The sequence below is a fragment of the Pseudomonas sp. Lb2C2 genome (genome assembly GCF_052112205.1).
GTDB lineage: Bacteria > Pseudomonadota > Gammaproteobacteria > Pseudomonadales > Pseudomonadaceae > Aquipseudomonas > Aquipseudomonas kilonensis.
Genome location: NZ_JAUTYW010000007.1, coordinates 52497 through 75517, shown reverse-complemented (window position 1 = coordinate 75517; position 23021 = coordinate 52497). Strand labels below are relative to the sequence as shown.

Sequence of the window (23021 nt, the reverse complement as noted above, 5' to 3'; positions counted from 1 at the left end):
CTTTGTCCGGCGCGATGATTGGCGTAAACTGCCGGCAAGCCTGCGAGGAGTTTCCATGACCGCCATTACCATTACCGATGCCGCCCACGATTACCTGGCCGACCTGCTGTCCAAGCAGAACACCCCAGGTATCGGGATTCGCGTCTTCATCACCCAGCCCGGCACCCAGTACGCAGAGACGTGCATTGCCTACTGCAAGCCGGGGGAAGAAAAACCCGAAGACACCGCGTTGGGGCTCAAGAGCTTCACCGCGTACATCGACTCGTTCAGCGAAGCCTTCCTGGACGATGCGGTGGTCGACTACGCCACCGACCGCATGGGCGGCCAGCTGACCATCAAGGCGCCAAACGCCAAGGTGCCGATGGTCAATGCCGACAGCCCGGTCAACGAGCGCATCAATTACTACCTGCAAACCGAAATCAACCCGGGGCTGGCCAGCCACGGCGGCCAGGTTTCGCTGATCGACGTGGTGGAAGACGGCATCGCCGTGCTCCAGTTCGGCGGCGGCTGCCAGGGCTGCGGCCAGGCTGACGTGACCTTGAAGGAAGGCATCGAGCGGACCTTGCTCGAGCGCATTCCGGAGCTCAAGGGCGTACGCGACGTGACCGACCACACGCAGAAAGAAAACGCCTACTACTGATAGGCGTGCGCTGCGAGCAAAAACTGTGGCGAGGGAGCTTGCTCCCGCTCGATTGCGAAGCAATCGCCAGGTAATCGATGCATTTCTCGTGATGGTGCATGGGTTGCCTGGGGACCGCTTCGCGGTCCAGCGGGAGCAAGCTCCCTCGCCACAAAAGCTTCAGCGATCAGCTCGTAACCTGTGGGCACCCGCCGCTCCCACATCTGATTTGCGGTGACCGTCACTTTTCCTATCGCTGCAAATCCCCTGTGGGAGCGAGCTTGCTCGCGAAGGCGTCGGCACATTCAACGTTGGGCCTGTAGAGATGCGCATGCCCGGCGCGGTACAGCGAAGACTCGCTGAACACATCGTTGCCCAACACACGCCCCACCAGAATCAGCGCCGTGCGGCGAAAGCCCTTGGCTTGTACCTTTGCCGCGATATCGTCCAGCGTCCCCATCACCCAATCCTGATCCGGCCACGTCGCCCGGTGGATCACCGCAATCGGGCAATCGGCGCCGTAATGGGGTCGCAGTTCGTCGACGATTTTTTCCAGATGATTGACCCCCAGGTGTATCGCCATGGTCGCCCCGTGCTGCGCCAGGCTGCCCAGTTCTTCCCCGGCAGGCATTGGGCTTTTGTCGGCGTAGCGGGTGAGGATCAGGCTTTGGGAAATGTCCGGCAAGGTCAGTTCGGCACCCAGCAGGGCGGCGCAGGCTGAGGTCGCGGTCACCCCCGGGATGATTTCGAAAGGGATGTCCAGTTCCCGCAGGCAACGAATCTGCTCGCCAATGGCACCGTACAGGCTCGGGTCGCCGGAATGCACCCGGGCCACGTCCTGGCCCTTGAGATGGGCGCTCTTGATCAATTCGATGATCTGTTCCAGATGCAGCTCGGCGCTGTTGATCACCTGTTCGGCACAATGGCCTTCAAGGACGGCGGTTGGCACCAGCGAGCCGGCGTAAATGATCACCGCGCAGTGGCGGATCAGTCGCTGGCCTTTGACGGTGATGAGATCCGGGTCGCCGGGGCCGGCGCCGATGAAGTACACGGTCATGACCGGCTCCTGTGGAAGGTGGGTGAGCGTCGCCCAGATGAAGATCGCTCATGATCCTGGGCGCCGATTATCGGGATTTACGCCACGACCGCCAATGCCAACGTGCACTTGGGGCCTTTCTGACGAGGAATCAGCAGCGTCGCGGGCATCGTGCCCAACTGGTCCGCCAAGGCCAGGGCGGCGCTCTCGGCGATGCCGTAGCAACCGGTTCGCTCGAAGGCGATCTCGGAGCGGTGACTGAGCCGTTGCGCGTAATCGGCTAACTGTTCGGCACTGAAGCAGGTCAGCGGCAGGGCCAGTTGCCCGGCCAGCTCCAGCAGCCCGGGCTCGTCACGCTTGAGGTCGATACTGGCCAGGGCCCGTACCCGATGAAGTTCGATGCCGTGGGCCAGCAGCGTCTGGTCGAGCAAGGCCCGCAGCGTGCTGGCCGGGCAACCACGCTGGCAGCCCAGGCCGATCACCAGGATCGGCTCGGCGCTCATGCCTCGTGGTGGGCTTGGCCGTCACGGCGAAACAGCCAGGCGCTGATCAGGCCCAGGGCCAGCCAGAACGCGACGTTGGTCAGCTGCGAGGCGATCTTGAACTGACTCTCCAGCGCTTCGGGCGCCAGCATCGAGTGGACTTCGGGCTGCGGTGCGCCGATGACATGGGGCACCAGCAACGTCGCCACGCCCAGTACCTTGAGCAGCCAATGCCGGCCGAAGGCGATCAAGGCAATACCCACCGCCGTGGAAGCCGCGGTGCCGATCCACCACATCTGTCGTTGGGCCAGGTCGGCCGCTGCGGTGCCAGGCAGTTCCGGCGGCAGGCCGAGGGTCGGCGCCAGGACGAACGTGGCATAGCCGGCCAGGCCCCAGAGCAGGCCTTGGGACGTGCGAGTCGGTGCGCGCAAGGTGTACAGGCCCGCCAGCATCAGGGCAAAACCCACGGCGACCACCAGGTTGCCGCCCGTGGTAGACAGCACGCGCTGCCAACCGTCTTCCGGCTCCCAGGCCTCGGCATCATGGGTATGAGCCGCCCCGTCGGCGTGTTCATGGACCTCGGTCGCTGGGGCCTTTTCGAAGGTTTCCGCCTGGAGAATCAGCGGCGATACCCAGAAACTTTGCAGCAGGGTCAGCAGCAGGGCGGCCAGCAAGCCGCTGAAACCAGCGGTCTGCGCGATACGCTTGATCATGTCGTCAGTTCTCAATGGCACGGGAAAGCGGCGCTGTGGCGGGTATCGTGGGCGGCGTTGTGCACCGCTTCGATGTGGGAGAAACCGGCGAAATAGACCAGCCCTGCGCCCAGGATCGAAGCAAGGATCGCGGCGCTCAGGCGTTGGCTCAGGGTGGTGGTGCTGCTGGCGGTGCGGGCGGTGCTGCTGATGGTCGACATGGCGCTTCCCTCTGTTCTTGTTCAGTGGGCATTCGAGCGCGATGAGACCCCGGGCGAAAGCCCGCCAAGGTTCGAACAGCGCCCGCCCACCGCGGGTTTGTTGATGCATGAGTCATGGGCCGGTCTCCGGGCTCGCGAGGGGCCGGGCTTGCGCCTGGCCTGCAAGCGTCACCTTCCCATGCGCCCTTTTTGTAGCAGGGCATACACAGTGGTTCAGACGCTTCGCTCGCTTACCGTTGCGGGGGCAGCACCGGACTGACGTGGCTTTGGAGTAAAGCACACGATTCACCGGTTTCCCGTTTCACCCTGTGAAGGGCACCCGTAACTAGGCGCACAGGAGAGCATGGGCGGGGGCGGGGCGTCAATGCACAAGGGGCGCGGCGAGCGGGCTGTTGTGGCGAGGGAGCTTGCTCCCGCTGGGCAGCGCAGCGGCCCCCGGCTCTTTACGGTCGCTGCGCAACCGAGCGGGAGCAAGCTCCCTCGCCACAACGGCGTCCTGCATATTACTTGCGGAGATTGACCCGCCCCCACACCCTGCGTAGCCTTGCGCCTTCGAGGTTCTTCGGCACGTGCCGGAGCTAAGAAGGGAACGCGGTCCAAGCCGCGGCTGCCCCCGCAACTGTGAACGGTGCTGTTTCTGCAAGGCCACTGTGCATGCCCTTTCTAAACGGGCGCACGGGAAGGCGCAGCAATTGCCAGTCGAAAGATTGGCCCGCCGTCAGCCAGGAGACCTGCCTCGAGACAGATTCTCACTACAACCGGGCGGGGTGATCCGGTGGCGAAATCTTCCGCGCGCGCCTGTGCCAGCGGTTGTCGTCCCGTTTGCCCGCCACCTTGCCAAAGGGCATCCGATGAAAACACTGGCCAAACTCCCCGTCACCATCGTCACCGGCTTCCTCGGCTCGGGTAAAACCACTCTGCTGCGGCACATGCTCGACAACGCCCAGGGCCGTCGTATCGCCGTGATCGTCAACGAATTCGGCGAGCTGGGCATCGACGGCGAGATCCTCAAGCAGTGCTCCATCGGCTGCACCGAAGAAGAAGCCAACGGCCGCGTCTATGAACTGGCCAACGGCTGCCTGTGCTGCACGGTGCAGGAAGAGTTCTTCCCGGTGATGCGCGAGCTGGTGGCCCGGCGTGGCGACCTCGACCACATCCTCATCGAAACCTCCGGCCTGGCCTTGCCCAAGCCGCTGGTCCAGGCCTTCCAATGGCCGGAAATCCGCAGCGCCTGCACCGTCGATGCGGTCATCACCGTGGTCGACAGCCCGGCCGTGGCCGCCGGTACCTTTGCCGCGTTCCCCGACCAGGTCGATGCCCAGCGCAAACTCGACCCGAACCTGGACCACGAATCGCCACTGCACGAGCTGTTCGCCGACCAACTGGCGAGCGCCGACCTGGTGATCCTCAACAAGGCTGACCTGATCAGCCCTGAAGACCTGGCCAAAGTTCGCCTGGAAGTCGCCGAAGAGCTGCCACCGGCGGTCAAGGTCATCGAAGCCAGCAGCGGTCGCCTGCCGCTGGACGTACTGATCGGCCTGGGCGCCGGTTCCGAAGAACACATCGACGGCCGCCACAGCCATCACGACCATCACCACGATGGCGACGACGATGACCACGATCATGACGCCTTCGATTCCATTTCCATCGAACTGCCCCAGGCTGACGAAAGCCTGTTGCTCGACGCATTGACGCAACTGGTGGTCCAGCACGGCGTACTGCGAGTCAAGGGTTTCGCGGCGATTCCGAACAAGCCGATGCGCCTGTTGATCCAGGGCGTCGGTACGCGGTTCGACAAGCATTTCGACCGCCAGTGGGGCGCCGAGGAAGCGCGGGTCACCCGTCTGGTGCTGATCGGCCAGGCGCTTGACGCCGCGCTGCTCGAAGCGCAGTTGCGCGCCGCCCTCGGGGCCTAAGTCATGCACCTGCTCAGGACCCAGCCCGGCGGTTTCGTGTCGGATGACAACATCGCCGACCTGGGGCAAACCCCCGCCGAACTGGTGATCCTGTGCAGCGGCGACTCCAGCCTGGCGCTGTTGGCCGAAGCGGCGAAGCAGTTGCCGGGCGACTACCCGCAGTTTCGCCTCGCCAACCCGATGCAGGTGCAGAACCACGCCTCGGTGGATCTGTATGTCGAAGACGTGCTGCAACACGCCAAGGTCATCCTGTTGTCGCTGCACGGCGGCATCGGCTATTGGCGCTACGGCATCGAGCGCCTGATGGAACTGGCCGGGCGCGGGGTGAAGCTGATCCTGGTGCCGGGGGATGATCGTCCGGACCCGGAGCTCAGTGACCTGAGCAACGTGCCCTGCGAAGACCGCGACCGGCTCTGGCAATTCTTGCGCCAGGGCGGGCTGGGCAATGCCCTGGACCTGTTTTACAACCTCGGCAGCCAATGGTTTGGCCGCGATTATCCGTGGGCCGAGCCGCAGGCCTTGCCACGCACGGCCATCTATCACCCGGCGAAAACCAGCGCCAACCTCGACGATTGGCAAGCCGACTGGAGCGCCGGGCAACCGGTGGCGGCGGTGCTGTTTTATCGCTCCCACCTGCAAGCGGCGAACACCGCGTTCATCGACGTGTTCTGCCAGCGCCTGCAAGCGGCGGGGCTCAATCCGCTGCCGATTGCCGTGGCCAGCCTCAAGGAGCCTGGTTGCCTCGCACTAGTAGAGGACTGGCTGGACGAGGTGCAGGCGGGCGTGATCCTCAACACCACCGGCTTCGCGCAATCCAGCCCCGAAGCTCCGCACCTGCGACCGTTTCGCCGCAACATCCCGGTGATCCAGGCGATCTGCGCCCAGGACAACGAACCCGGCTGGCGTGCCAGCGAGCAGGGCTTGGGACCGCGGGACCTGGCGATGCACATTGCCTTGCCGGAACTGGACGGACGGATCATCAGCCGCCCCATCAGTTTCAAGGACCTGGCCTGGCGCAGCGAGCGCAGCCAGAGCGACGTGGTCTGCTACCGGGCCGCGCCCGAGCGCATGGATTTTGTCGCCGAACTGGCCCGACGCTGGACCACCCTGGCGCGCCTGCCCAATGCAGAAAAGCGGGTGGCGCTGATCCTCGCCAACTACCCGACCCGGGACGGTCGCATCGGTAATGGCGTCGGCCTGGACACCCCGGCAGCGGCGTTGAATATCCTCCGGGCCCTACAGGTCGAAGGTTATCCATTGCCGGCTGAACTGCCGGCGAGCGGCACCGCGTTGATCCAGCAATTGCTCGGCGGGGTCAGTAACGACCTGGACAGCCTCGACTTGCGTCCCTGTCACCAGAGCCTGGCCCTTGCCGAGTACCAGGCCTTGTTCGACGCACTGCCCGAAGCCAATCGCCAAGCGGTGCTGGCGCGCTGGGGCTCGCCCGAGCAGGACCCGATGTTCCGCGAGGGACGCTTGATGGTCGCCGGTCTGCGCCTGGGCCTGACCTTCGTCGGCATCCAGCCGGCGCGGGGTTACCAGGTCGATCCGAGCGCGGTGTACCACGACCCGGACCTGGTGCCGCCCCACGGTTACCTGGCGTTTTATTTCTGGTTGCGCCACACCTACGGCGTCCATGGAGTGATCCACGTCGGCAAGCACGGCAACCTCGAATGGCTGCCGGGCAAGGGCGTCGGGCTGTCGGAAAACTGCTGGCCGGACGTGCTGTTGGGGCCGCTGCCGAATATCTATCCGTTCATTGTCAACGACCCGGGTGAGGGCGCCCAGGCCAAGCGTCGCACCCAGGCGGTGATCATCGACCACTTGATGCCGCCGCTGACCCGGGCCGAAACCTATGGGCCGCTGCGTAACCTCGAGCTGCTGGCGGACGAGTACTACGAGGCGCAATTGCTCGATCCGCGCCGTGCCCGGGAGCTGCAACGGGACATCCTCAACCTGGTGCGCGAGACGCACATCGACCGCGAACTGCAACTCGATGCCGGTCTCGACAGCGACGCCGACGCGGCGATCTGGCTGCCACGCCTGGACACTTACCTGTGCGACTTGAAGGAGTCGCAGATCCGCGACGGCCTGCACATCTTTGGCGAGTCGCCCAGCGGACGGCTGCGCATCGACACCTTGCTGGCGTTGCTGCGCATTCCCCGGGGCGACGGCAAGGGCGCGCAGTCGAGTCTGCTGCGGGCGCTGGCCAAGGCGTTCGGTCTGGGTTTCGACCCGCTGGATTGTGCCTTGGCCGAGCCCTGGACCGGTGAGTGTCCCGAGGCGTTGCGTCAGGTCAGCGTCGAGCCTTGGCGCACCGCCGGCGATACCCGCGAGCGCCTGGAGCTGTTCGCTGTGCAGTTGATCGAGCAGGCGCTGGACGGTGCGGCGGGGCAACTCGACGCGCCAGGCTGGGAGGTGGTGGGCAGCATCATTGAAAACCTGCGATCCGTCGTGGCCCCGCGCCTGGACGCTTGCGGCCCGGCGGAAATGCGCGGCCTGCTCGATGCCTTGAGCGGGCGCTTCGTGCCCGCCGGCCCCAGCGGTGCGCCGAGCCGCGGGCGCCTTGATGTGTTGCCCACCGGGCGCAACTTCTTTTCGGTGGACGTGCGCAACCTGCCCACCACCACGGCATGGCGCATCGGTTTCCAATCGGCGAACCTGATCCTTGAGCGGCACTTGCAGGACCACGGCGATCACCTGCGCCAGCTCGGCCTGTCGGTGTGGGGCACGGCCACCATGCGCACCGGCGGTGACGACATCGCCCAGGCCATGGCGTTGATGGGCGTGCGTCCGGTGTGGGCCACCGGCAGCCAGCGGGTCGATGACTTCGAGATCCTGCCGCTGAGCCTGCTGGACCGGCCTCGGGTCGATGTCACGCTGCGCGTGTCCGGCTTCTTCCGTGACGCCTTTGCCAACCTCATTCGCTTGTTCGATGCCGCCGTGCAGGCCGTCGCCGCACTCGATGAGCCGGACGACATGAACCCCTTGGCGGCCAAGGTGCGTGGCGAACGCGAAGCCCTGCTGGCATCGGGTCTTGAGCCCGAAGCCGCGGCGCGCCAGGCCGGCTGGCGGATCTTCGGCGCCAAGCCCGGTGCCTATGGCGCGGGCGTGCAGGGCGCGATTGACGGGCGCTTGTGGCAGAGCCGCGAGGATCTGGCCGAGGTGTACCTGAACTGGGGCGGTTACGCCTACGGCGCCAGCGATGAAGGCACTGCCGCCCGGGAGCAGTTCTCCCGGCGCTTGAGCCAGGTGCAGGCGGTGTTGCAGAACCAGGACAACCGCGAGCACGACCTGCTCGATTCCAACGATTACTACCAGTTTCAGGGCGGTATGCTGGCGGCGGTCGAGACCCTCAGTGGTGATGCGGCGGCCAGTTACCATGGCGATCACAGCCAGCCAGACTTGCCCAGGATCCGCACCCTGAAAGAAGAGCTCAACCGCGTCATCCGTTCCCGCGCAGCGAATCCGAAGTGGATCGACGGCGTGAAGCGTCACGGCTATAAAGGCGCGTTCGAACTGGCGGCGACGGTGGACAACCTGTTTGCCTTCGACGCCACCACCCGGTTGATCGACGATCACCAGTACGCCTTGCTGGCCGATGCCTACCTGCTCGACCCGGACACCCGGGATTTCGTCCGCGAGCACAACCCCGACGCCCTGCGGGACATGACCGAGCGCATGCTCGAAGCGCAGCAGCGGGGGATGTGGCAGGATCCAGGCGAGTATCGCGAGGCGTTGGAAAATTTGTTGTTGGACATAGAAGAAGATGGCTGACATGCCTTTGTGGCGAGGGAGCTTGCTCCCGCTGGGTTGCGAAGCAACCCCAAAAGCCCTGGCTCAATCCATCTGTCACACCGAGGTGCCAGATTCGGGTCTGCTGCGCAGCCCAGCGGGAGCAAGCTCCCTCGCCACAGGGACTCTCTCACATGCATGAGACATTCAACATGACCCACACCCCCCATTTCCCGCTCTGCGCCGTGGTCGGCGCCGATGATCTGAAACTGGCCCTGTGCCTGGCTGCGATCGATCCGAAAATCGGCGGTGTGCTGATCGAAGGGCCGCGGGGCATGGCCAAGTCCACGTTGGCCCGGGGCCTGGCGGACCTGCTGGCCAGCGGTCAGTTCGTCACCTTGCCCCTCGGTGCTACCGAAGAGCGGCTGGTGGGTACCCTGGACCTGGACGCAGCGCTGGGGGAAGGGCGCGCGCAGTTTTCTCCCGGCGTGTTGGCCAAGGCCGATGGTGGCGTGCTGTACGTCGATGAAGTGAACCTGCTGCCCGATCACCTGGTGGACTTGCTGCTCGATGTGGCCGCCAGCGGTATCAACCTGATCGAGCGCGACGGCATTTCCCATCGGCATCCGGCGCGCTTTGTGCTGATCGGCACCATGAACCCGGAGGAGGGTGAGTTGCGCCCGCAGTTGCTCGACCGTTTCGGCCTGAACGTCGCCCTCGACGGTCACACCGCACCGGCTGAGCGCGGCCAGATCATCCGGCGACGGCTGGATTTCGACAGTGATCCGCTGACGTTCTGCGCGGCGTGGGAGACGGCCCAGCAGCAGTTGCGCGACCGTTGCCAACAGGCGCGCGACCGCTTGGCCGGGATTGCCCTGGACGATGCGGCGCTGGCGCAGATCACCGAGCGCTGTTTTGCCGCCGGGGTCGATGGCTTGCGCGCCGACCTGGTCTGGCTGCGTGCGGCCCGGGCCCATGCCGCCTGGCGCGGGGCCGGCGCGATAGCCGATGAAGACATCGATGCGGTCGCCGAGTTTGCCTTGCGGCACCGGCGGCGTGGGCATTCGGCACCGGCACCGTCCCAGGCGCCGACCGGCGCGGAAAAAACCACTGAACCCAACGAAGGCCAGGGCCAGTGGGGCGATCTGCCGGCCCGGGCATTGCCGACCGGTGCCCGGCGTGACGTGCCGAGCTGGCCAAAAAAGCCCTAGGCATTCGCCCCCGTTCGCCGGCGGGGGCGAATGCCAGACCCCGTGCAGGACGACTCGACCAGGGCCGCCAGGGCCGCAGCAAAGCGGCGGCCAGCGGTGCGGTGAACTGGCCGGGGACGTTACTCAATGGCCGGCCACGTCTGTACGAAGACCTGCGCTTTCACAGTCGCCAGCGTTCGCCCCATGAGTTGTGGCTGGTCATCGTCGATGCGTCGGCCTCGACCCGGCGTCATCGCGCCTTGAGTGACGGCAAGGGCCTGCTGGCGCAGTTGTTCGACGACGCCTACCGCCAACGCGCCCGCCTGGCGCTGTTGACGGCCAGCGGCACGCAGCCGAACTGGCAGGTGCAAGGCCTCAAGGCCTCGGCGGGCCTGCGCGACTGGCTCGATGGGCTGGGTGCCGGGGGCGGAACGCCGTTGCTGGCGGCGCTGAACGAGGCCGGGCGCTGGCTGGTGGCCCGACGCAAGCGCTACCCGGCGGAGCAGCAACGGGTGTTGGTGATGACCGATGGGCGGGTCAAGGAGGGGCTTTCACTGCCGTTCCTAGATTGTCCGTGCCTGTTGATCGACATCGAAAGAGGCCCGATCCGCCTGGGCCGGGCCCGGCAGTTGGCGGGGCGGTTGCAGGCGGAGTATCGGCATATTGATGAAACCACTTGAAATGTTCTTTGGCTGTGAAGGCCTCATCGCGAGCAAGCTCGCTCCCACATTTGGTTTCGCTGTGCACACATAACTGATGAACACCACAGCCCCCCTGTGGGAGCGAGCTTGCTCGCGAAGGCATCACCTCGGTCCCTGATCTGACCATCTAACCTGTATCACTGCACTATGCTCAGGCAGCCCCCTCACAGGAGTGAACCATGCGCGTACTCGTCACCAACGCCCAGGACGATTTTCGGGTCAAGGCCTATGCCGGCACCAACGGCGTGCTGCTCGCCATGGACTTGGCGGAATCCCGACGCAAAGGGCTGCTGGGCTTTGCCATCGAGAAGCAGCAGGGTGACAAGCCCTGGCTGTTCCTGTTCAACAGCCTGACCTTCCCCGACAAGGCCCACACCTTTCCTCAGTTCCACGCCACCCCCAGCGACAAGGCACCGTTGCAGAAATTTCGCTGGGCCGACTACGCCGTCAACCCCGGCGTAACCATGCACTACCGCGTGCATCTGGCCTACGGCAGCCCCGATGCACCGCAGTTGGGCGAATCCCTGGCCGTCACCGTCACCAGCGATGACGGGCAGCCGGCCAACCAGCGGGTGATCTTCAACCGTGCCGTGGCCGCCAGCCAGGCGTTCCAGCGCAAGTTTCCTGAAGTGGACGCGCTGATCGGCGCCAACAAGCACCTGTCCATCGACGACTGGCCCGACGCCCCGCGTCGCTGGTTGGAAAATGGCCTGCTGGGGCGCCTGACCGGTTTTATCGATCGGGCACTGGATGCCCACTGGGCCCTGGACGTCGCCATTTATGAATACGAACTGCCGGTGATCGTCGATGCGGTGACTGCCGCTCACGCTCGCGGCGCCCAAGTACGAGTGCTGTACCACGCCGAGCCGGGCGACGACACCACGGCGCGTAACGAAGCCAGCCTCGAAAAAATGCCAGCAGCCAACAAGCGCGGACGAATCACCCATAACATTTTCCACAACAAGTTCATTGTGCTGAGCAAGGTGGATGGCAACGGTTCCTTGCAACCAGAGGCGGTGCTGTGCGGCAGCACCAACTTCACCGCCAACGGTGTCTACCGCCAGGCCAACGTGGTCCATGTGCTGGACGACCCTCGGGTGAGCGGCAGCTACTTCCAGGTGTTCGAGCAGATCTGGGCCGAACCCCAGGACGTCGGTGCCACTCGCCAGTGGCTGACCGACAACAATGCCATGGATCCGCAGGAGGCATTGTTCGCCGGATTCTCGCCGCGCACCGGGGAGGGCGACCTGGATCGCTTTGTCGAGATCATCAAGGGTGCGCGAAAGGACCTGTTGTTCGTCACCGCCTTTGTGTTGCCCGAGCGCATCCTCGACGCCTTGCTCGGCGCCCCCAATGACGACGTGTTGCGCTACGGCCTGCAAAACACCAAGAGCCGCATCACCGGCTTTCACGCCGACCGCACCGCCGAATTCGCCGCCACCGCGTTGCTCAACACCGGTCTTGAAGGCTGGCTGCGGGAAAACATGAAAGGCCAGAAGGGCAACCTGCTGGTGCACACCAAAGCCATCGTCACCGACTTCACCAGCGACACGCCGACCATCCTCAGCGGCAGCCACAACCTGAGCGCCGCGGCCAGCAGCGGCAACGACGAGAATTACCTGATCATCCAGGGCGACACCGACCTGGCCGACCGTTACGGGTTGGAACTGTTGCGCTTTTATGAGCATTACCGCTTTCGCTACTTCGCGAAAAAGCTCGCCCTCAAGCAGGTCAAGCCACTGGCGGTGGATGACAGCTGGAGTGATGACTATTACCGCGAGGGGGATTTGCGGATGTTATCCAGGGTGAGGTTTTGCGGGCGTTAGGTGCAGTAGATTATCCGGTGCTAGCATAGGGCCATCTAATCAGCCTGGAAGCTGCCATGAAGCGCTGTCACGGAACGTCCGCCTTACTTCGCGCCTGTGTCGCGATCCTGTTGTTGGCCCTGGGCACTTCGGCCCTTGCCGCCAATCAACCGTGTTCCGGGCGCAAGGGCGGGATTGCCGGGTGTGACGGCGATACCTTCCTGTGCAATGACGGTTCCATCAGTGCTTCGAAGAAGTCCTGTTCCGCTGTGCTGGGGCTTAGGAACGAAGCTCAACCGCAGTCGTTGCTCAAGTCCGCCGACGGTTGCCAGTGCGGCAGTGGCAATTATTGCGTTGGTCCCCGGGGCGGGGTCTATTGCCTCACGCCTGGTGGCAACAAGAGCTACAAGCGCAAATAGACCAGGCACCCCGCCGAACCATTGTGGAAGCGAGCTTGCTCGCGATAGCGTCAGGTCAGTTGGCATATACATTCGCTGACCCACCGCTATCGCGAGCAGGCTCGCTCCCACAGGGTATCCATTTATACATTCCAGAGTGGCTCCGTTTCGGTGCGCCGGGGGTGCCGAGTACCCGGTTTTGGGGCCTTGTTACCCGTGCGTCGTGGCCAACGGTAGCAACAGCGTTCGCACATGGACGCCACCGTCCGGGGCGCCTGTTTTCCCCATCTCCCTGATTTCCCTCAATTTCCATTTTTCTCTCCCAGGGCCGTCGAGCCTGTGGCACACTTTCTGCTGTCTATTCCGTTGTTACATACCATGTTCCGGTATAGCGGAATAAACTCATTCTGGAGTGCTTGCCATGCAACGCCGACCTTCCTTGTTCAAAGCGTGTGTTTTTCTCTTCGCGGCCACGACGGCTGCCATGGGGGTCGCTCAGGCGGCCGACAGCAAGCTGGACAGCGTGCTGCAGCGGGGGAAATTGATCGTGGGCACGGGCAGTACCAATGCGCCGTGGCACTTCCAGGGAGCGGATGGCAAGTTGCAGGGCTTTGATATCGATATCGCGCGGATGGTCGCCAAGGGCCTGTTCAACGACCCGGAGAAAGTCGAGTTCGTGGTGCAGTCGTCCGATGCGCGCATACCCAACCTGTTGACCGACAAGGTCGACATGAGCTGCCAGTTCATCACCGTCACCGCCAGCCGCGCCCAGCAAGTGGCGTTCACCCTGCCGTACTACCGTGAAGGCGTGGGTCTGCTGCTGCCGGCCAACAGCAAGTACAAGGAAATCGAAGACCTCAAGGCCGCCGGCGACGGTGTCACCGTGGCAGTGCTGCAGAACGTCTACGCCGAGGAACTGGTGCACCAGGCGCTGCCCAAGGCCAAGGTCGACCAGTACGACAGCGTCGACCTGATGTACCAGGCGGTGAACTCTGGTCGTGCCGATGCCGCCGCCACCGACCAGTCCTCGGTCAAGTACCTGATGGTGCAGAACCCTGGCCGCTACCGCAGCCCGGCCTATGCCTGGAGCCCACAAACCTACGCTTGTGCGGTCAAGCGCGGCGACCAGGACTGGCTGAACTTCGTCAACACCACCTTGCATGAAGCCATGACCGGCGTGGAGTTCCCCACCTATGCGGCCTCCTTCAAGCAGTGGTTCGGTGTCGAGCTGCCGTCGCCAGCGATCGGTTTCCCCGTTGAATTCAAATGACCCTGTGAGCCCGGGGCGCCACTTGCGGGCGCTCCGTCGAAGGTACTGTCGACCATGAATTATCAGTTGAACTTTGCCGCCGTCTGGCGCGATTTCGACACCCTGCTGGCGGGGCTGGGCCTGGGGCTTTCCCTGGCGCTGGTGTCGATCGCCATCGGTTGCGTGATCGGCCTGGCGATGGCGTTCGCGTTGCTGAGCAAACATCGGGTCCTGCGGGTGCTGGCGTCGGTGTATGTCACGGTGATCCGCAATACGCCGATCCTGGTGTTGATCCTGCTGATCTACTTCGCCTTGCCGAGCCTGGGCATCCGCCTGGACAAGCTGCCGTCGTTCGTCATCACCCTCTCGCTGTACGCCGGGGCCTACCTGACCGAAGTGTTTCGCGGCGGGTTGTTGAGCATTCACAAGGGACAGCGTGAAGCCGGGCTGGCCATCGGCCTGGGCGAGTGGCAGGTGAAGGCCTACGTCACCGTGCCGGTGATGCTGCGCAACGTGTTGCCGGCCTTGTCGAACAACTTCATTTCGCTGTTCAAGGACACCTCCCTGGCGGCGGCGATTGCCGTGCCGGAGCTGACCTATTACGCCCGCAAGATCAACGTGGAGAGCTACCGGGTGATCGAAACCTGGCTGGTGACCACGGCCCTGTATGTCGCGGCCTGTTACCTCATTGCCATGGTGCTGCGTTATTTCGAGCAGCGCCTGGCGATCCGCCGTTAGGAGTGTCCCATGTACGAATCACCCAGTTGGTTGCATGAGTTATGGGTTGCCCGCGAGACCCTGTGGGCGGGCTTCCTGACCAGTGTGCAGTGTTCGCTGCTGGCGATTGTGTTGGGCACCTTGATCGGCCTGGTCGCCGGACTGGTGCTGACCTATGGCCGGACCTGGATGCGCGCGCCGTTTCGCTTTTACGTCGACCTGATTCGCGGCACGCCGGTGTTCGTGCTGGTGCTGGCCTGCTTCTACATGGCCCCGGCCCTGGGCTGGCAGATCGGCGCATTCCAGGCCGGCGTGCTGGGCTTGACGCTGTTTTGTGGCTCCCATGTGGCCGAGATCGTGCGCGGGGCCTTGCAGGCATTGCCCCGTGGGCAGATGGAAGCGAGCCAGGCCATTGGCCTGACGTTCTTCCAGGCGCTGGGTTATGTGCTGTTGCCCCAGGCGTTGCGGCAGATCCTGCCGACCTGGGTCAATTCCTCCACGGAAATCGTCAAGGCCTCGACCCTGCTGTCGGTGATCGGCGTTGCCGAACTGCTGCTCAGCACCCAGCAGATCATCGCCCGGACCTTCATGACCCTGGAGTTTTACCTGTTCGCCGGTTTTCTCTTTTTCATCATCAATTACGCCATCGAATTGCTCGGGCGACACATTGAAAAGCGGGTGGCCTTGCCATGACTGACGTCTCGAATCTTTCCAACACAAATCTCTCCAACGCCCAGCCGCTGCTGGACATTCGCGGCCTGCGCAAACAATACGGCCCGCTGGAAGTGCTCAAGGGCGTGGACCTGAGCATGCAGCGCGGCAACGTGGTCACGCTGATCGGCTCCAGCGGTTCGGGCAAGACCACGCTGCTGCGCTGCATCAACATGCTGGAGGAATTCCAGGGCGGGCAGATCGTGCTCGACGGCGAGTCCATCGGTTACGACGACATCGACGGCAAGCGTGTGCGCCACGCCGAGAAAGTCATCGCCCGGCACCGGGCCATGACCGGCATGGCCTTCCAGCAATTCAATCTGTTCCCGCATTTGACCGCGGTGCAGAACGTGACCCTGGGCCTGCTCAAAGTGAAAAAACTGCCCAAGGACGAGGCGGTGGCCCTGGCCGAGAAATGGCTGGAGCGGGTGGGCTTGTTGGAGCGGCGCGATCACTTTCCCGGCCAGTTGTCTGGTGGTCAGCAGCAACGCGTGGCGATTGCCCGGGCGATTGCCATGAACCCCAGCCTGATGCTGTTCGACGAAGTCACGTCGGCCCTGGACCCGGAACTGGTTGGCGAAGTGCTGAACGTGATCAAGGGCCTGGCCGAAGACGGCATGACCATGCTGCTGGTGACCCACGAAATGCGCTTCGCCTTCGAGGTCTCCGACAAGATCGTGTTCATGAACCAGGGCCGCATCGAAGAACAGGGGCCGCCGAAGGAGTTGTTCGAACGGCCACAGTCGCCACGGCTGGCAGAATTTCTCAAGAACACGCGTTTTTAATCCATTCAGCTTTCAATCGATTCAAGAAGGAGATAACCCATGAGCATTACGCGCTACGGCACCGGCAGCACCGCAGGTGGAGGTCAGCCTCGGCCATTTGCCCGCGCCGTGGAAGCCGATGGCTGGCTGCACGTGTCCGGCCAGGTGCCGGCGGTGAACGGCGAGATCATTGTCGGCGGGATCGTCGAGCAGACCCACCAGACCATGAAGAACCTGGTCGCCATTCTCGAGGAGGCCGGATACGGCCTGGAAGATGTGGTGCGCTGCGGTGTGTGGCTGGAAGACCCGCGGGATTTCTGGAGTTTCAACAAGGTCTTCGGCGAGTACTTCAGCCCGGAACACGCCCCGGCCCGAGCCTGCGTGCAGGCGAGCATGATGGTCGATTGCAAGGTCGAGATCGATTGCGTCGCCTACAAGAAAAAGGGCTGAACAAGATATTCTGGCGAACTCGCTTTTGTGGCGAGGGAGCTTGCTCCCGCTCGGCTGCGCAGCAGTCGCAAGAAATTGGGCCTGCTGCGCAGGCCAGCGGGAGCAAGCTCCCTCGCCACAATAAAGATACATGCGACTATGAGTGAAACTTCAGGAACCAAAGACATGACCGAAGACACCATCAAACGCCGGGCCCGGGGACTGGATCGGGCGTTCGATATCCTCGATTTCCTCAAGGAAATCGGCCAGCCGCTGCGCCCGAACGATATTGCCAGCGGCATCGGCAGCCCCAAGTCCACGGTCTATGAACTGGTGGCGTCGCTGCTGGAGCGGCGCATCCTCGAGCCGGTGGGCAAGGACGGCCATGTCTACCTGGGTCGCCAGTTGTATTTTCTCGGGCAGGCGCACCTGCGGCATTTCGACCTGAGCCGCGAGGCAGACCAGGCCTTGCAGGAGATCGTGCGCCAGACTCGGGAAACGGCGCAGATGTGCCTGCTCAACGGGCGCAAATACACCGTCGCGCTGATGAAGGAAGGCGAGCGGCATTTCCGCATTTCATCGGACATCGGTGAAAACGCGCCGATCCCGTGGACGGCGTCCGGGCGTCTGTTGCTGGCGCATTTGAGTGACCAGCAGATCGTCGACCTGATCGACCCCGAGGACTTCATCCTGCCGGATGGCGAGCGCCTGCCCCTGGAGCAATTTCTCAAGGAAATCCGCCAGGCCGGCCTCGATGGGTTTTTCTCCTTCGACAGTGTCGCCGACACCTTCACCCACTGCTTCGCCGCACCGGTCAAAGACCCGAATGGCGTGGCCATCGCCACCCTGTGCATCGTCGCCCCTCGTGCCGACGCCAAGAACAATTACGCCGACTACCGCCGGGTGCTGATCGAAAGCGCCAACCACCTGGCCCGTCGTATCAATGAATAGACAGCCACGGCACTAGCGGCCGTGTGCGAGGAGTTCGAACATGCCTTCCGCCATCCTTAATGCCGGCGTCGAGAAGGGCGCCGCCACCGTCGGCGCCCACCTGCTACGGGACGTCAGCCTGCCGGCGCTGGTGCTGCATCGCGCGGCGCTGGAGCACAACATCCGCTGGATGCAGGATTTCGTCACCGGCAGCGGTGCCGAACTGGCGCCCCACGGCAAGACCAGCATGACCCCGGCGCTGTTTCGCCGGCAACTGGAGGCCGGCGCCTGGGGCCTGACCCTCGCCAGCGCCGTGCAGACCCGTGCCGCTTACGCCCATGGCGTGCGCCGGGTGTTGATGGCCAACCAATTGGTGGGCACGCCGAACATGGCGCTGATTGCCGATTTGCTCGCCGACCCGGCGTTCGAATTCCACTGCCTGGTCGATCATCCGGACAACGTCGCTGACCTGGGCGCTTACTTCGCCTCTCGCGGCGTACGGCTCAATGTGATGATCGAGTACGGCGTGGTTGGCGGTCGTTGTGGCTGCCGGACCGAAGCCGAGGTGTTGACCCTGGCCGAGGCGATCCAGGCGCAACCGGCGCTGGCGTTGACCGGCATCGAAGGCTACGAAGGGGTGATCCACGGTGACCACGCCATCAGTGGCATTCGTGCGTTCGCGGCGTCCCTGGTGCGGTTGGCGGTGCAGTTGCAGGACAACGGCGCGTTCGCCATCGACAAACCGATCATCACCGCCTCGGGGTCGGCCTGGTATGACCTGATCGCCGAATCCTTCGAAGCCCAGAATGCCCACGGGCGTTTCCTCAGCGTGTTGCGCCCCGGCAGCTACGTGGCCCATGACCATGGCATCTACAGGGAAGCCCAGTGCTGCGTGCTGGAGCGTCGCAGCGATTTGCACGAAGGCCTGCGCCCGGCGCTGGAAGTCTGGGCCCATGTGCAATCGCTGCCGGAGCCGGGTTTCGCGGTGATCGCCCTGGGCAAGCGCGACGTGGCCTACGACGCCGGATTGCCGGTGCCGCTCAAGCGCTACCAGCCCGGATCGGACTCGCTGGCGGGTGACGATGTGGGTGGCTGCAAGGTGACGGCGGTGATGGACCAGCATGCGTTCATGACCGTGGCGGCGGGGGTTGAGTTGCGTGTGGGCGACATCATTTCGTTTGGTACTTCACACCCGTGCCTGACGTTCGACAAGTGGCGGGTGGGGTGCCTGGTGGATGAGCAGCTGCGGGTGGTCGAGAGCATGGAGACGTGTTTCTAGCCTTTAGACCGAGTCGCGGCTATCGCGGGCAAGCCTTGCTCCCACACTGATCGACTGTGAACACAAAATGGGTGTTTACCCAAGATCCCCTGTGGGAGCAAGGCTTGCCCGCGATAGCGACCTTCCAGACACCGCTGAATTATCAGGATCATCCATGAGCAACCCCAAACCCCGCATCGCCCTGATCGGCGAATGCATGATCGAACTGCAACAACGCGCCGACGGCAGCCTCCTGCAAAGCTTCGGCGGCGACACCCTGAACACGGCGGTGTACCTGGCCCGCGCCTTGGGCGACAGGGGCGCGGTGGATTACGTCACCGCCCTGGGCGACGACAGCTTCAGTGATGCCATGTGCGCAAGCTGGGCCGCGGAGAATATCGGGCTGCAACGGGTCCAGCGCTTGCCTGGACGTTTGCCGGGCTTGTATTGCATCCAGACCGATGCGGCGGGTGAGCGGCGCTTCCTCTACTGGCGCAACGAGGCGGCGGTGCGCGATTGTTTTACCACCCCGGCCGCCGGGCCGATCCTGGCCGCGTTGCTGGATTACGATGTGCTGTATTTCAGCGGCGTGACCCTGGCGGTGCTCGGCGAGCAGGGGCGTGGAAAACTCATCGAAACCCTGGTCGAAGCCCGTCGACGCGGGGCGCTGGTGGTGTTCGACAATAACTTCCGGTCCAGGCTCTGGGCCTCGATCGGAGCGGCGCGGGCGGCGTATCGCAGCGTCTTGCCCTATGTTGAGCTGGCGCTGCTGACCGTAGAGGATGAGCAGGCATTGTTCGGTCATGCCGACAGCGAAGCGGTGTTCGCCGCCTATGCGCAGCTCGGCACGCCCGAGGTGGTGCTCAAGCGCGGTGCCGAGGCCTGCCTGATTCGTTGCGATGGCCAGTCCTATGAGGTGCCGGCCCTGCGGGTCGAGCGCGTCGTGGACACCACGGCGGCGGGGGATTCCTTCAGCGCCGCGTACCTGGCGAGTCGTTTGCTGGGCGGCAGCCCGGTGGAAGCGGCCGAGGCAGGGCACCGGTTGGCGAGCCGGGTGATCCAGGTGCCGGGGGCGTTGATGCCCAAGGACTGACATCTCCTTGGAATCAGGTTATGCCTTTGTGGCGAGGGAGCTTGCTCCCGCTCGGCTGCGCAGCAGTCGCAAAAACGGGCCTGCTGCGCAGGCCAGCGGGAGCAAGCTCCCTCGCCACAAAGGCCGGCTCGCAGCCCTGAATCACTTCAATCCCGGTAGAACACCTGCACCAGGTGATAGCCGAACTTGCTCTTGATCGGCCCATGCACCACCCGCAGCGGCTTCTTGAATATCACCGCATCAATCACCCCGACCATCTGCCCCGGCCTTACTTCACCCAAATCGCCGCCGCGTTTGCCCGAAGGGCAGGTGGAGTATTTCTTGGCCAGCACGTCGAAAGCTTCGCCCTTGGCGATGCGTTGCTTGAGCTGTTCGGCTTCTTCGGCGGTTTTCACCAGGATATGGCGGGCTTGGGCTTTCATTGTTGCGGTGACCTGAACGGTGCGACGGGGCGGCGATTATGCCTCAAGTCAGCTGCCATGGTTGATCATCGTCCGAATCTTGTTGGCCAGCAGATCGAGGGAGAAGGGCTTGGCGACCATGTCCATGCCCTGGTCGAGGAACCCCTGGCGTTCGGCGGCTTTCTGCGCGTAACCGGTCATGAACAGCACTTTCAACCCCGGCCGGTGCTGGCGGGCGATTTCCGCCAGTTGCCGGCCATTCATGCCCGGCAGTCCGACATCGGTCACCAGCAGGTCAATGCGCTGGTCCGATTCCAGCACGGGAAGCGCGGTCACGGCGTCCCGGGCTTCCAGGGCGGTGTAGCCCAGGGCCTGCAACAGGTCGAGCACCAGCATACGCACGGCGGGTTCATCCTCCACCAGCAACACGGTTTCCCCGGCGATGGCCGGCGGTACGTCGACCGTCTCGGGCGTCTCGGGTGGTTGGGCCGACGAAACGTGCAAGCGCGGCAGGTACAACTGCACCCGCGTGCCTTGGCCCGGCACACTGTCGAGGTTGAGGTGCCCACCCGACTGCTGGGCAAAACCGTAGATCATCGACAAACCCAGGCCGGTGCCCTGGCCGATGGGCTTGGTGGTGAAGAACGGATCGAAGGCCTTGGCCAGTACGGCGGGGGTCATGCCGCTGCCGTTGTCGCTGACGGCGATCATCACGTAGTCCCCGGCCTTGACCGGCTCCAGGCTGTTGATGTCCGTACCGTCGAGATAGACATTGGCGGTTTCGACGATCAGTTCGCCGCCCTCGGGCATGGCATCGCGGGCGTTGATCACCAGGTTGAGCAGGGCGTTTTCCAACTGGCTGGCGTCGGTGTTGACGGGCCACAGTTCGCTGGCCAGTTGCAGCCGCAGTCCGATGTGATCGCCGGTGGTGCGGCTCAGCAGGTCTTCAAGCGAGTGCACCAGGTCATTGGCGTCCAGCGGTTTGCGGTCCAGGGACTGGCGTCGGGAAAAAGCCAGCAGCCGATGGGTCAGGGCCGCGGCGCGGTTGGCCGAGGACACCGCCGCTTCGGTGAAGCGCCCGATCTCTTCCGTGCGACCAGCGGCAATGTAGCGTTGCATCAGGTCGAGGCTGCCGAGGATGCCGGTGAGCATGTTGTTGAAGTCATGGGCAATGCCGCCGGTGAGCTGGCCCACGGCTTCCATTTTCTGCGCATGACGCAGGGCTTCTTCGGCGCGCTCGCGTTCGAACATCTCGCTTTGCAGCCGGTGATTGGCTTCGGCCAGTTGCTGGGTGCGGGCAATGACCCGTTCTTCCAGTGTTTCGTTGAGGTTGCGCAGGGCTTCCTCGGTTTTCCGGCTTTCGGTTTCGTCGATCACGAAGATGTAGAAACCGTTCACCGCACCGTCCGCCCCATGGCGAGGCAGGTAGTTGATCAGCGAATGGCGCGGGCGCCCGTCGCGATGGTCCATCTGCACGGTGAAGCTGCACGGCTTGCCGGCCAGGGCGTCGGCGATCTGTTGGGCGCGGGCGGCATAGGCCTCTTCGCCGAGCACTTCGCGGATGGTCTTGCCGTAGAGCTCCTGCGGGGTCAGGCCGTACCAGTCCAGGTAGGCGCTGTTGTTCAGCCGGAAACGCTCTTCGCGGTCCACGTAGCTGATGAGGATCGGCATGGCGTTGATGATCAGCTGCAGCTCGGTCTGGCTCTGGCGCAGGGCTTGCTCGGTGCGCTTGCGTTCGGTCAGGTCCAGGGCCGCGCCGAGAAAGCGCTTGGGTCGGCCGTGGCGATCCTTGTAGCAACGGCCGCGCACGTACACCCAGCGCAACTCATCGTCGGGCTGCAACAGCCGGTATTCCTCGGCGTATTCGGTGCCATGGGTGATGCAGTGCTTGATGCTGCGGGCAACCATCGCCCGGTCCTCGGGGTGCACGCCTTCGAGATAGGCGCTGATGGGCAACTGGCGCGACAGGCTGGGATCGACGCCATGCAAGAGGGCGAAATGGGCGTCGGCAATAAAGCGGTCTTCGCTGATGTCCCAGTCCCAGGTGCCCAGCCCATCGGCGGCGGCCAGGGCCAGTTGCAAGCGCTCCTCGCTTTCGTGCTGGGCCTTGAGGCTGGCCTCGGAGCGGCGTTCGAACTCCATGGCCAGGCGGCGTCGTTCGCTGGTTTCGATGGCGGTGACCAGCATGCCGGCGACGTCGCCGCTTTCGTCACGCACCGGGCTGTAGGTCAGGTCCAGCCAGACATCGCAGAGACGGCCGGCGAAGGGCACGCGCCATTGCTGGTCGCGGCAGGTGTGCGTCTGGCCTTGCAACACGCGGTGATAAAACCCCTCGGTCGCACTCTTGAGTTCAGGCCATGCTGTGTGGGTCGGTCGGCCGAACGCCCGGGGGTGCTTGTCACCGGCCAGTCGGCCGAAGGCATCGTTGTAGAGATGGGACAGTTGCGGTCCCCACAGCAAGGCCATCGCCATGGGCGAATGGAGCATGATGTCCACGGCGGTGCGCAGGCTCTGGGGCCAGTTTTGGGCAGCACCCAGCGGGGTCTGGGCCCAGTCCACCTGGCTGATCAGGCGTTGCGTATCGCTGCCGGTGGGTGTCGCGTTCATCACGGGATCCCTGGCTGTCGTGTCTGTGCCACGGCGTCGACTATCCTCAGAAGAGGGTACATGCGGG

Annotated in this window: 21 protein-coding genes and 2 riboswitches; of the genes, 15 read left to right on the top strand and 6 right to left on the bottom strand. The window is 64.0% G+C overall.

The features are described 5' to 3' along the window. Window positions 1-55 precede the first annotated feature (55 nt). Complete coding sequence (gene nfuA, locus Q7F16_RS21430) at window positions 56-640, top strand: Fe-S biogenesis protein NfuA (protein WP_003225494.1); 585 nt, start codon at window positions 56-58, stop codon at window positions 638-640. Window positions 641-869: 229 nt separating this feature from the next. Here the strand turns inward: nfuA and cobM are convergent, their stop codons facing one another. The 4 genes from cobM to Q7F16_RS21410 all read right to left on the bottom strand — a co-directional run bounded on the left by cobM (window position 870) and on the right by Q7F16_RS21410 (window position 3050). Then, window positions 870-1676: a precorrin-4 C(11)-methyltransferase gene (cobM, locus tag Q7F16_RS21425; RefSeq protein WP_046062057.1), complete on the bottom strand. Its 807-nt coding sequence runs from the start codon at window positions 1674-1676 to the stop codon at window positions 870-872. Window positions 1677-1753: 77 nt separating this feature from the next. Continuing rightward, complete coding sequence (locus tag Q7F16_RS21420) at window positions 1754-2158, bottom strand: cobalamin biosynthesis protein (RefSeq protein WP_046062056.1); 405 nt, start codon at window positions 2156-2158, stop codon at window positions 1754-1756. After that, window positions 2155-2850 carry a CbtA family protein gene (locus tag Q7F16_RS21415; RefSeq protein ID WP_046062055.1) on the bottom strand — a complete coding sequence of 232 codons (696 nt, stop codon included), beginning with the start codon at window positions 2848-2850 and terminating at the stop codon, window positions 2155-2157. Before Q7F16_RS21415 ends, Q7F16_RS21420 begins: the two co-directional genes overlap by 4 nt. A gap of 11 nt (window positions 2851-2861) precedes the next feature. Then, the gene (locus Q7F16_RS21410) at window positions 2862-3050 is read right to left on the bottom strand and encodes a CbtB domain-containing protein (RefSeq protein WP_014338677.1); all 189 of its coding nucleotides are present in this window, start codon (window positions 3048-3050) and stop codon (window positions 2862-2864) included. 100 nt (window positions 3051-3150) lie between these two features. Next, window positions 3151-3388, bottom strand: a riboswitch (cobalamin riboswitch). 200 nt (window positions 3389-3588) lie between these two features. Continuing rightward, window positions 3589-3803, top strand: a riboswitch (cobalamin riboswitch). Window positions 3804-3901: 98 nt separating this feature from the next. On the opposite strand from Q7F16_RS21410, the gene cobW reads away from it, so the two are divergent. The 14 genes from cobW (at window position 3902) to Q7F16_RS21340 (ending at window position 19946) form a co-directional block, all read left to right on the top strand. Then, a complete protein-coding gene (cobW, locus tag Q7F16_RS21405; protein WP_003200209.1) occupies window positions 3902-4966 on the top strand; it encodes a cobalamin biosynthesis protein CobW in 1065 nt (354 codons plus the stop codon). A gap of 3 nt (window positions 4967-4969) precedes the next feature. Then, window positions 4970-8743, top strand: a complete 3774-nt coding sequence (gene cobN, locus Q7F16_RS21400; protein WP_409556812.1) for a cobaltochelatase subunit CobN — start codon at window positions 4970-4972, stop codon at window positions 8741-8743. A 170-nt stretch (window positions 8744-8913) separates the two neighbouring features. Next, window positions 8914-9912 (top strand): ATP-binding protein, encoded by a 999-nt coding sequence (locus Q7F16_RS21395; protein ID WP_409556847.1) that lies wholly within the window; start codon window positions 8914-8916, stop codon window positions 9910-9912. A 101-nt stretch (window positions 9913-10013) separates the two neighbouring features. Beyond that, window positions 10014-10571 (top strand): vWA domain-containing protein, encoded by a 558-nt coding sequence (locus tag Q7F16_RS21390; RefSeq protein WP_046062051.1) that lies wholly within the window; start codon window positions 10014-10016, stop codon window positions 10569-10571. Window positions 10572-10771: 200 nt separating this feature from the next. Continuing rightward, window positions 10772-12418 (top strand): phospholipase D-like domain-containing protein, encoded by a 1647-nt coding sequence (locus Q7F16_RS21385; RefSeq protein ID WP_046062050.1) that lies wholly within the window; start codon window positions 10772-10774, stop codon window positions 12416-12418. 56 nt (window positions 12419-12474) lie between these two features. After that, entirely contained in the window at window positions 12475-12816 is a 342-nt protein-coding gene (locus tag Q7F16_RS21380; RefSeq protein ID WP_046062049.1) for a hypothetical protein, read from the top strand. Between the two features lie 400 nt (window positions 12817-13216). Next, complete coding sequence (locus tag Q7F16_RS21375; RefSeq protein ID WP_003200222.1) at window positions 13217-14065, top strand: transporter substrate-binding domain-containing protein; 849 nt, start codon at window positions 13217-13219, stop codon at window positions 14063-14065. A 54-nt stretch (window positions 14066-14119) separates the two neighbouring features. After that, window positions 14120-14782: an amino acid ABC transporter permease gene (locus tag Q7F16_RS21370; protein ID WP_018608019.1), complete on the top strand. Its 663-nt coding sequence runs from the start codon at window positions 14120-14122 to the stop codon at window positions 14780-14782. Window positions 14783-14791: 9 nt separating this feature from the next. Next, the gene (locus Q7F16_RS21365; RefSeq protein WP_046062046.1) at window positions 14792-15454 is read left to right on the top strand and encodes an amino acid ABC transporter permease; all 663 of its coding nucleotides are present in this window, start codon (window positions 14792-14794) and stop codon (window positions 15452-15454) included. Next, on the top strand, window positions 15451-16257 hold the full coding sequence (locus Q7F16_RS21360) for an amino acid ABC transporter ATP-binding protein (protein WP_409556813.1): 807 nt from the start codon (window positions 15451-15453) through the stop codon (window positions 16255-16257). Before Q7F16_RS21365 ends, Q7F16_RS21360 begins: the two co-directional genes overlap by 4 nt. A gap of 39 nt (window positions 16258-16296) precedes the next feature. Next, window positions 16297-16686, top strand: a complete 390-nt coding sequence (locus tag Q7F16_RS21355; RefSeq protein ID WP_024616640.1) for a RidA family protein — start codon at window positions 16297-16299, stop codon at window positions 16684-16686. Window positions 16687-16851: 165 nt separating this feature from the next. Beyond that, window positions 16852-17616 carry an IclR family transcriptional regulator gene (locus Q7F16_RS21350; RefSeq protein WP_014338688.1) on the top strand — a complete coding sequence of 255 codons (765 nt, stop codon included), beginning with the start codon at window positions 16852-16854 and terminating at the stop codon, window positions 17614-17616. A 40-nt stretch (window positions 17617-17656) separates the two neighbouring features. Continuing rightward, complete coding sequence (locus Q7F16_RS21345; RefSeq protein ID WP_409556814.1) at window positions 17657-18874, top strand: amino acid deaminase; 1218 nt, start codon at window positions 17657-17659, stop codon at window positions 18872-18874. Between the two features lie 154 nt (window positions 18875-19028). Beyond that, a complete protein-coding gene (locus Q7F16_RS21340; RefSeq protein ID WP_409556815.1) occupies window positions 19029-19946 on the top strand; it encodes a sugar kinase in 918 nt (305 codons plus the stop codon). 146 nt (window positions 19947-20092) lie between these two features. Here the strand turns inward: Q7F16_RS21340 and Q7F16_RS21335 are convergent, their stop codons facing one another. Continuing rightward, window positions 20093-20368: a peptidylprolyl isomerase gene (locus Q7F16_RS21335; protein ID WP_003182808.1), complete on the bottom strand. Its 276-nt coding sequence runs from the start codon at window positions 20366-20368 to the stop codon at window positions 20093-20095. Window positions 20369-20416: 48 nt separating this feature from the next. Next, on the bottom strand, window positions 20417-22954 hold the full coding sequence (locus Q7F16_RS21330; protein WP_409556816.1) for a PAS domain-containing protein: 2538 nt from the start codon (window positions 22952-22954) through the stop codon (window positions 20417-20419). Between the last annotated feature and the right edge of the window lie 67 nt (window positions 22955-23021).

Coding starts and splice junctions, on each gene's coding strand:
- Q7F16_RS21340 (WP_409556815.1), top strand. CDS start 19,029: ATGAGCAACCCCAAACCCCGCATCGCCCTGATCGGCGAATGCATGATC.
- Q7F16_RS21375 (WP_003200222.1), top strand. CDS start 13,217: ATGCAACGCCGACCTTCCTTGTTCAAAGCGTGTGTTTTTCTCTTCGCG.
- Q7F16_RS21330 (WP_409556816.1), bottom strand. CDS start 22,954: ATGAACGCGACACCCACCGGCAGCGATACGCAACGCCTGATCAGCCAG.
- cobN (WP_409556812.1), top strand. CDS start 4,970: ATGCACCTGCTCAGGACCCAGCCCGGCGGTTTCGTGTCGGATGACAAC.
- Q7F16_RS21335 (WP_003182808.1), bottom strand. CDS start 20,368: ATGAAAGCCCAAGCCCGCCATATCCTGGTGAAAACCGCCGAAGAAGCC.
- Q7F16_RS21410 (WP_014338677.1), bottom strand. CDS start 3,050: ATGTCGACCATCAGCAGCACCGCCCGCACCGCCAGCAGCACCACCACC.
- Q7F16_RS21395 (WP_409556847.1), top strand. CDS start 8,914: ATGACCCACACCCCCCATTTCCCGCTCTGCGCCGTGGTCGGCGCCGAT.
- Q7F16_RS21365 (WP_046062046.1), top strand. CDS start 14,792: ATGTACGAATCACCCAGTTGGTTGCATGAGTTATGGGTTGCCCGCGAG.
- Q7F16_RS21380 (WP_046062049.1), top strand. CDS start 12,475: ATGAAGCGCTGTCACGGAACGTCCGCCTTACTTCGCGCCTGTGTCGCG.
- Q7F16_RS21350 (WP_014338688.1), top strand. CDS start 16,852: ATGACCGAAGACACCATCAAACGCCGGGCCCGGGGACTGGATCGGGCG.
- Q7F16_RS21415 (WP_046062055.1), bottom strand. CDS start 2,850: ATGATCAAGCGTATCGCGCAGACCGCTGGTTTCAGCGGCTTGCTGGCC.
- Q7F16_RS21355 (WP_024616640.1), top strand. CDS start 16,297: ATGAGCATTACGCGCTACGGCACCGGCAGCACCGCAGGTGGAGGTCAG.
- nfuA (WP_003225494.1), top strand. CDS start 56: ATGACCGCCATTACCATTACCGATGCCGCCCACGATTACCTGGCCGAC.
- Q7F16_RS21420 (WP_046062056.1), bottom strand. CDS start 2,158: ATGAGCGCCGAGCCGATCCTGGTGATCGGCCTGGGCTGCCAGCGTGGT.
- cobW (WP_003200209.1), top strand. CDS start 3,902: ATGAAAACACTGGCCAAACTCCCCGTCACCATCGTCACCGGCTTCCTC.
- Q7F16_RS21370 (WP_018608019.1), top strand. CDS start 14,120: ATGAATTATCAGTTGAACTTTGCCGCCGTCTGGCGCGATTTCGACACC.
- cobM (WP_046062057.1), bottom strand. CDS start 1,676: ATGACCGTGTACTTCATCGGCGCCGGCCCCGGCGACCCGGATCTCATC.
- Q7F16_RS21385 (WP_046062050.1), top strand. CDS start 10,772: ATGCGCGTACTCGTCACCAACGCCCAGGACGATTTTCGGGTCAAGGCC.
- Q7F16_RS21360 (WP_409556813.1), top strand. CDS start 15,451: ATGACTGACGTCTCGAATCTTTCCAACACAAATCTCTCCAACGCCCAG.
- Q7F16_RS21345 (WP_409556814.1), top strand. CDS start 17,657: ATGCCTTCCGCCATCCTTAATGCCGGCGTCGAGAAGGGCGCCGCCACC.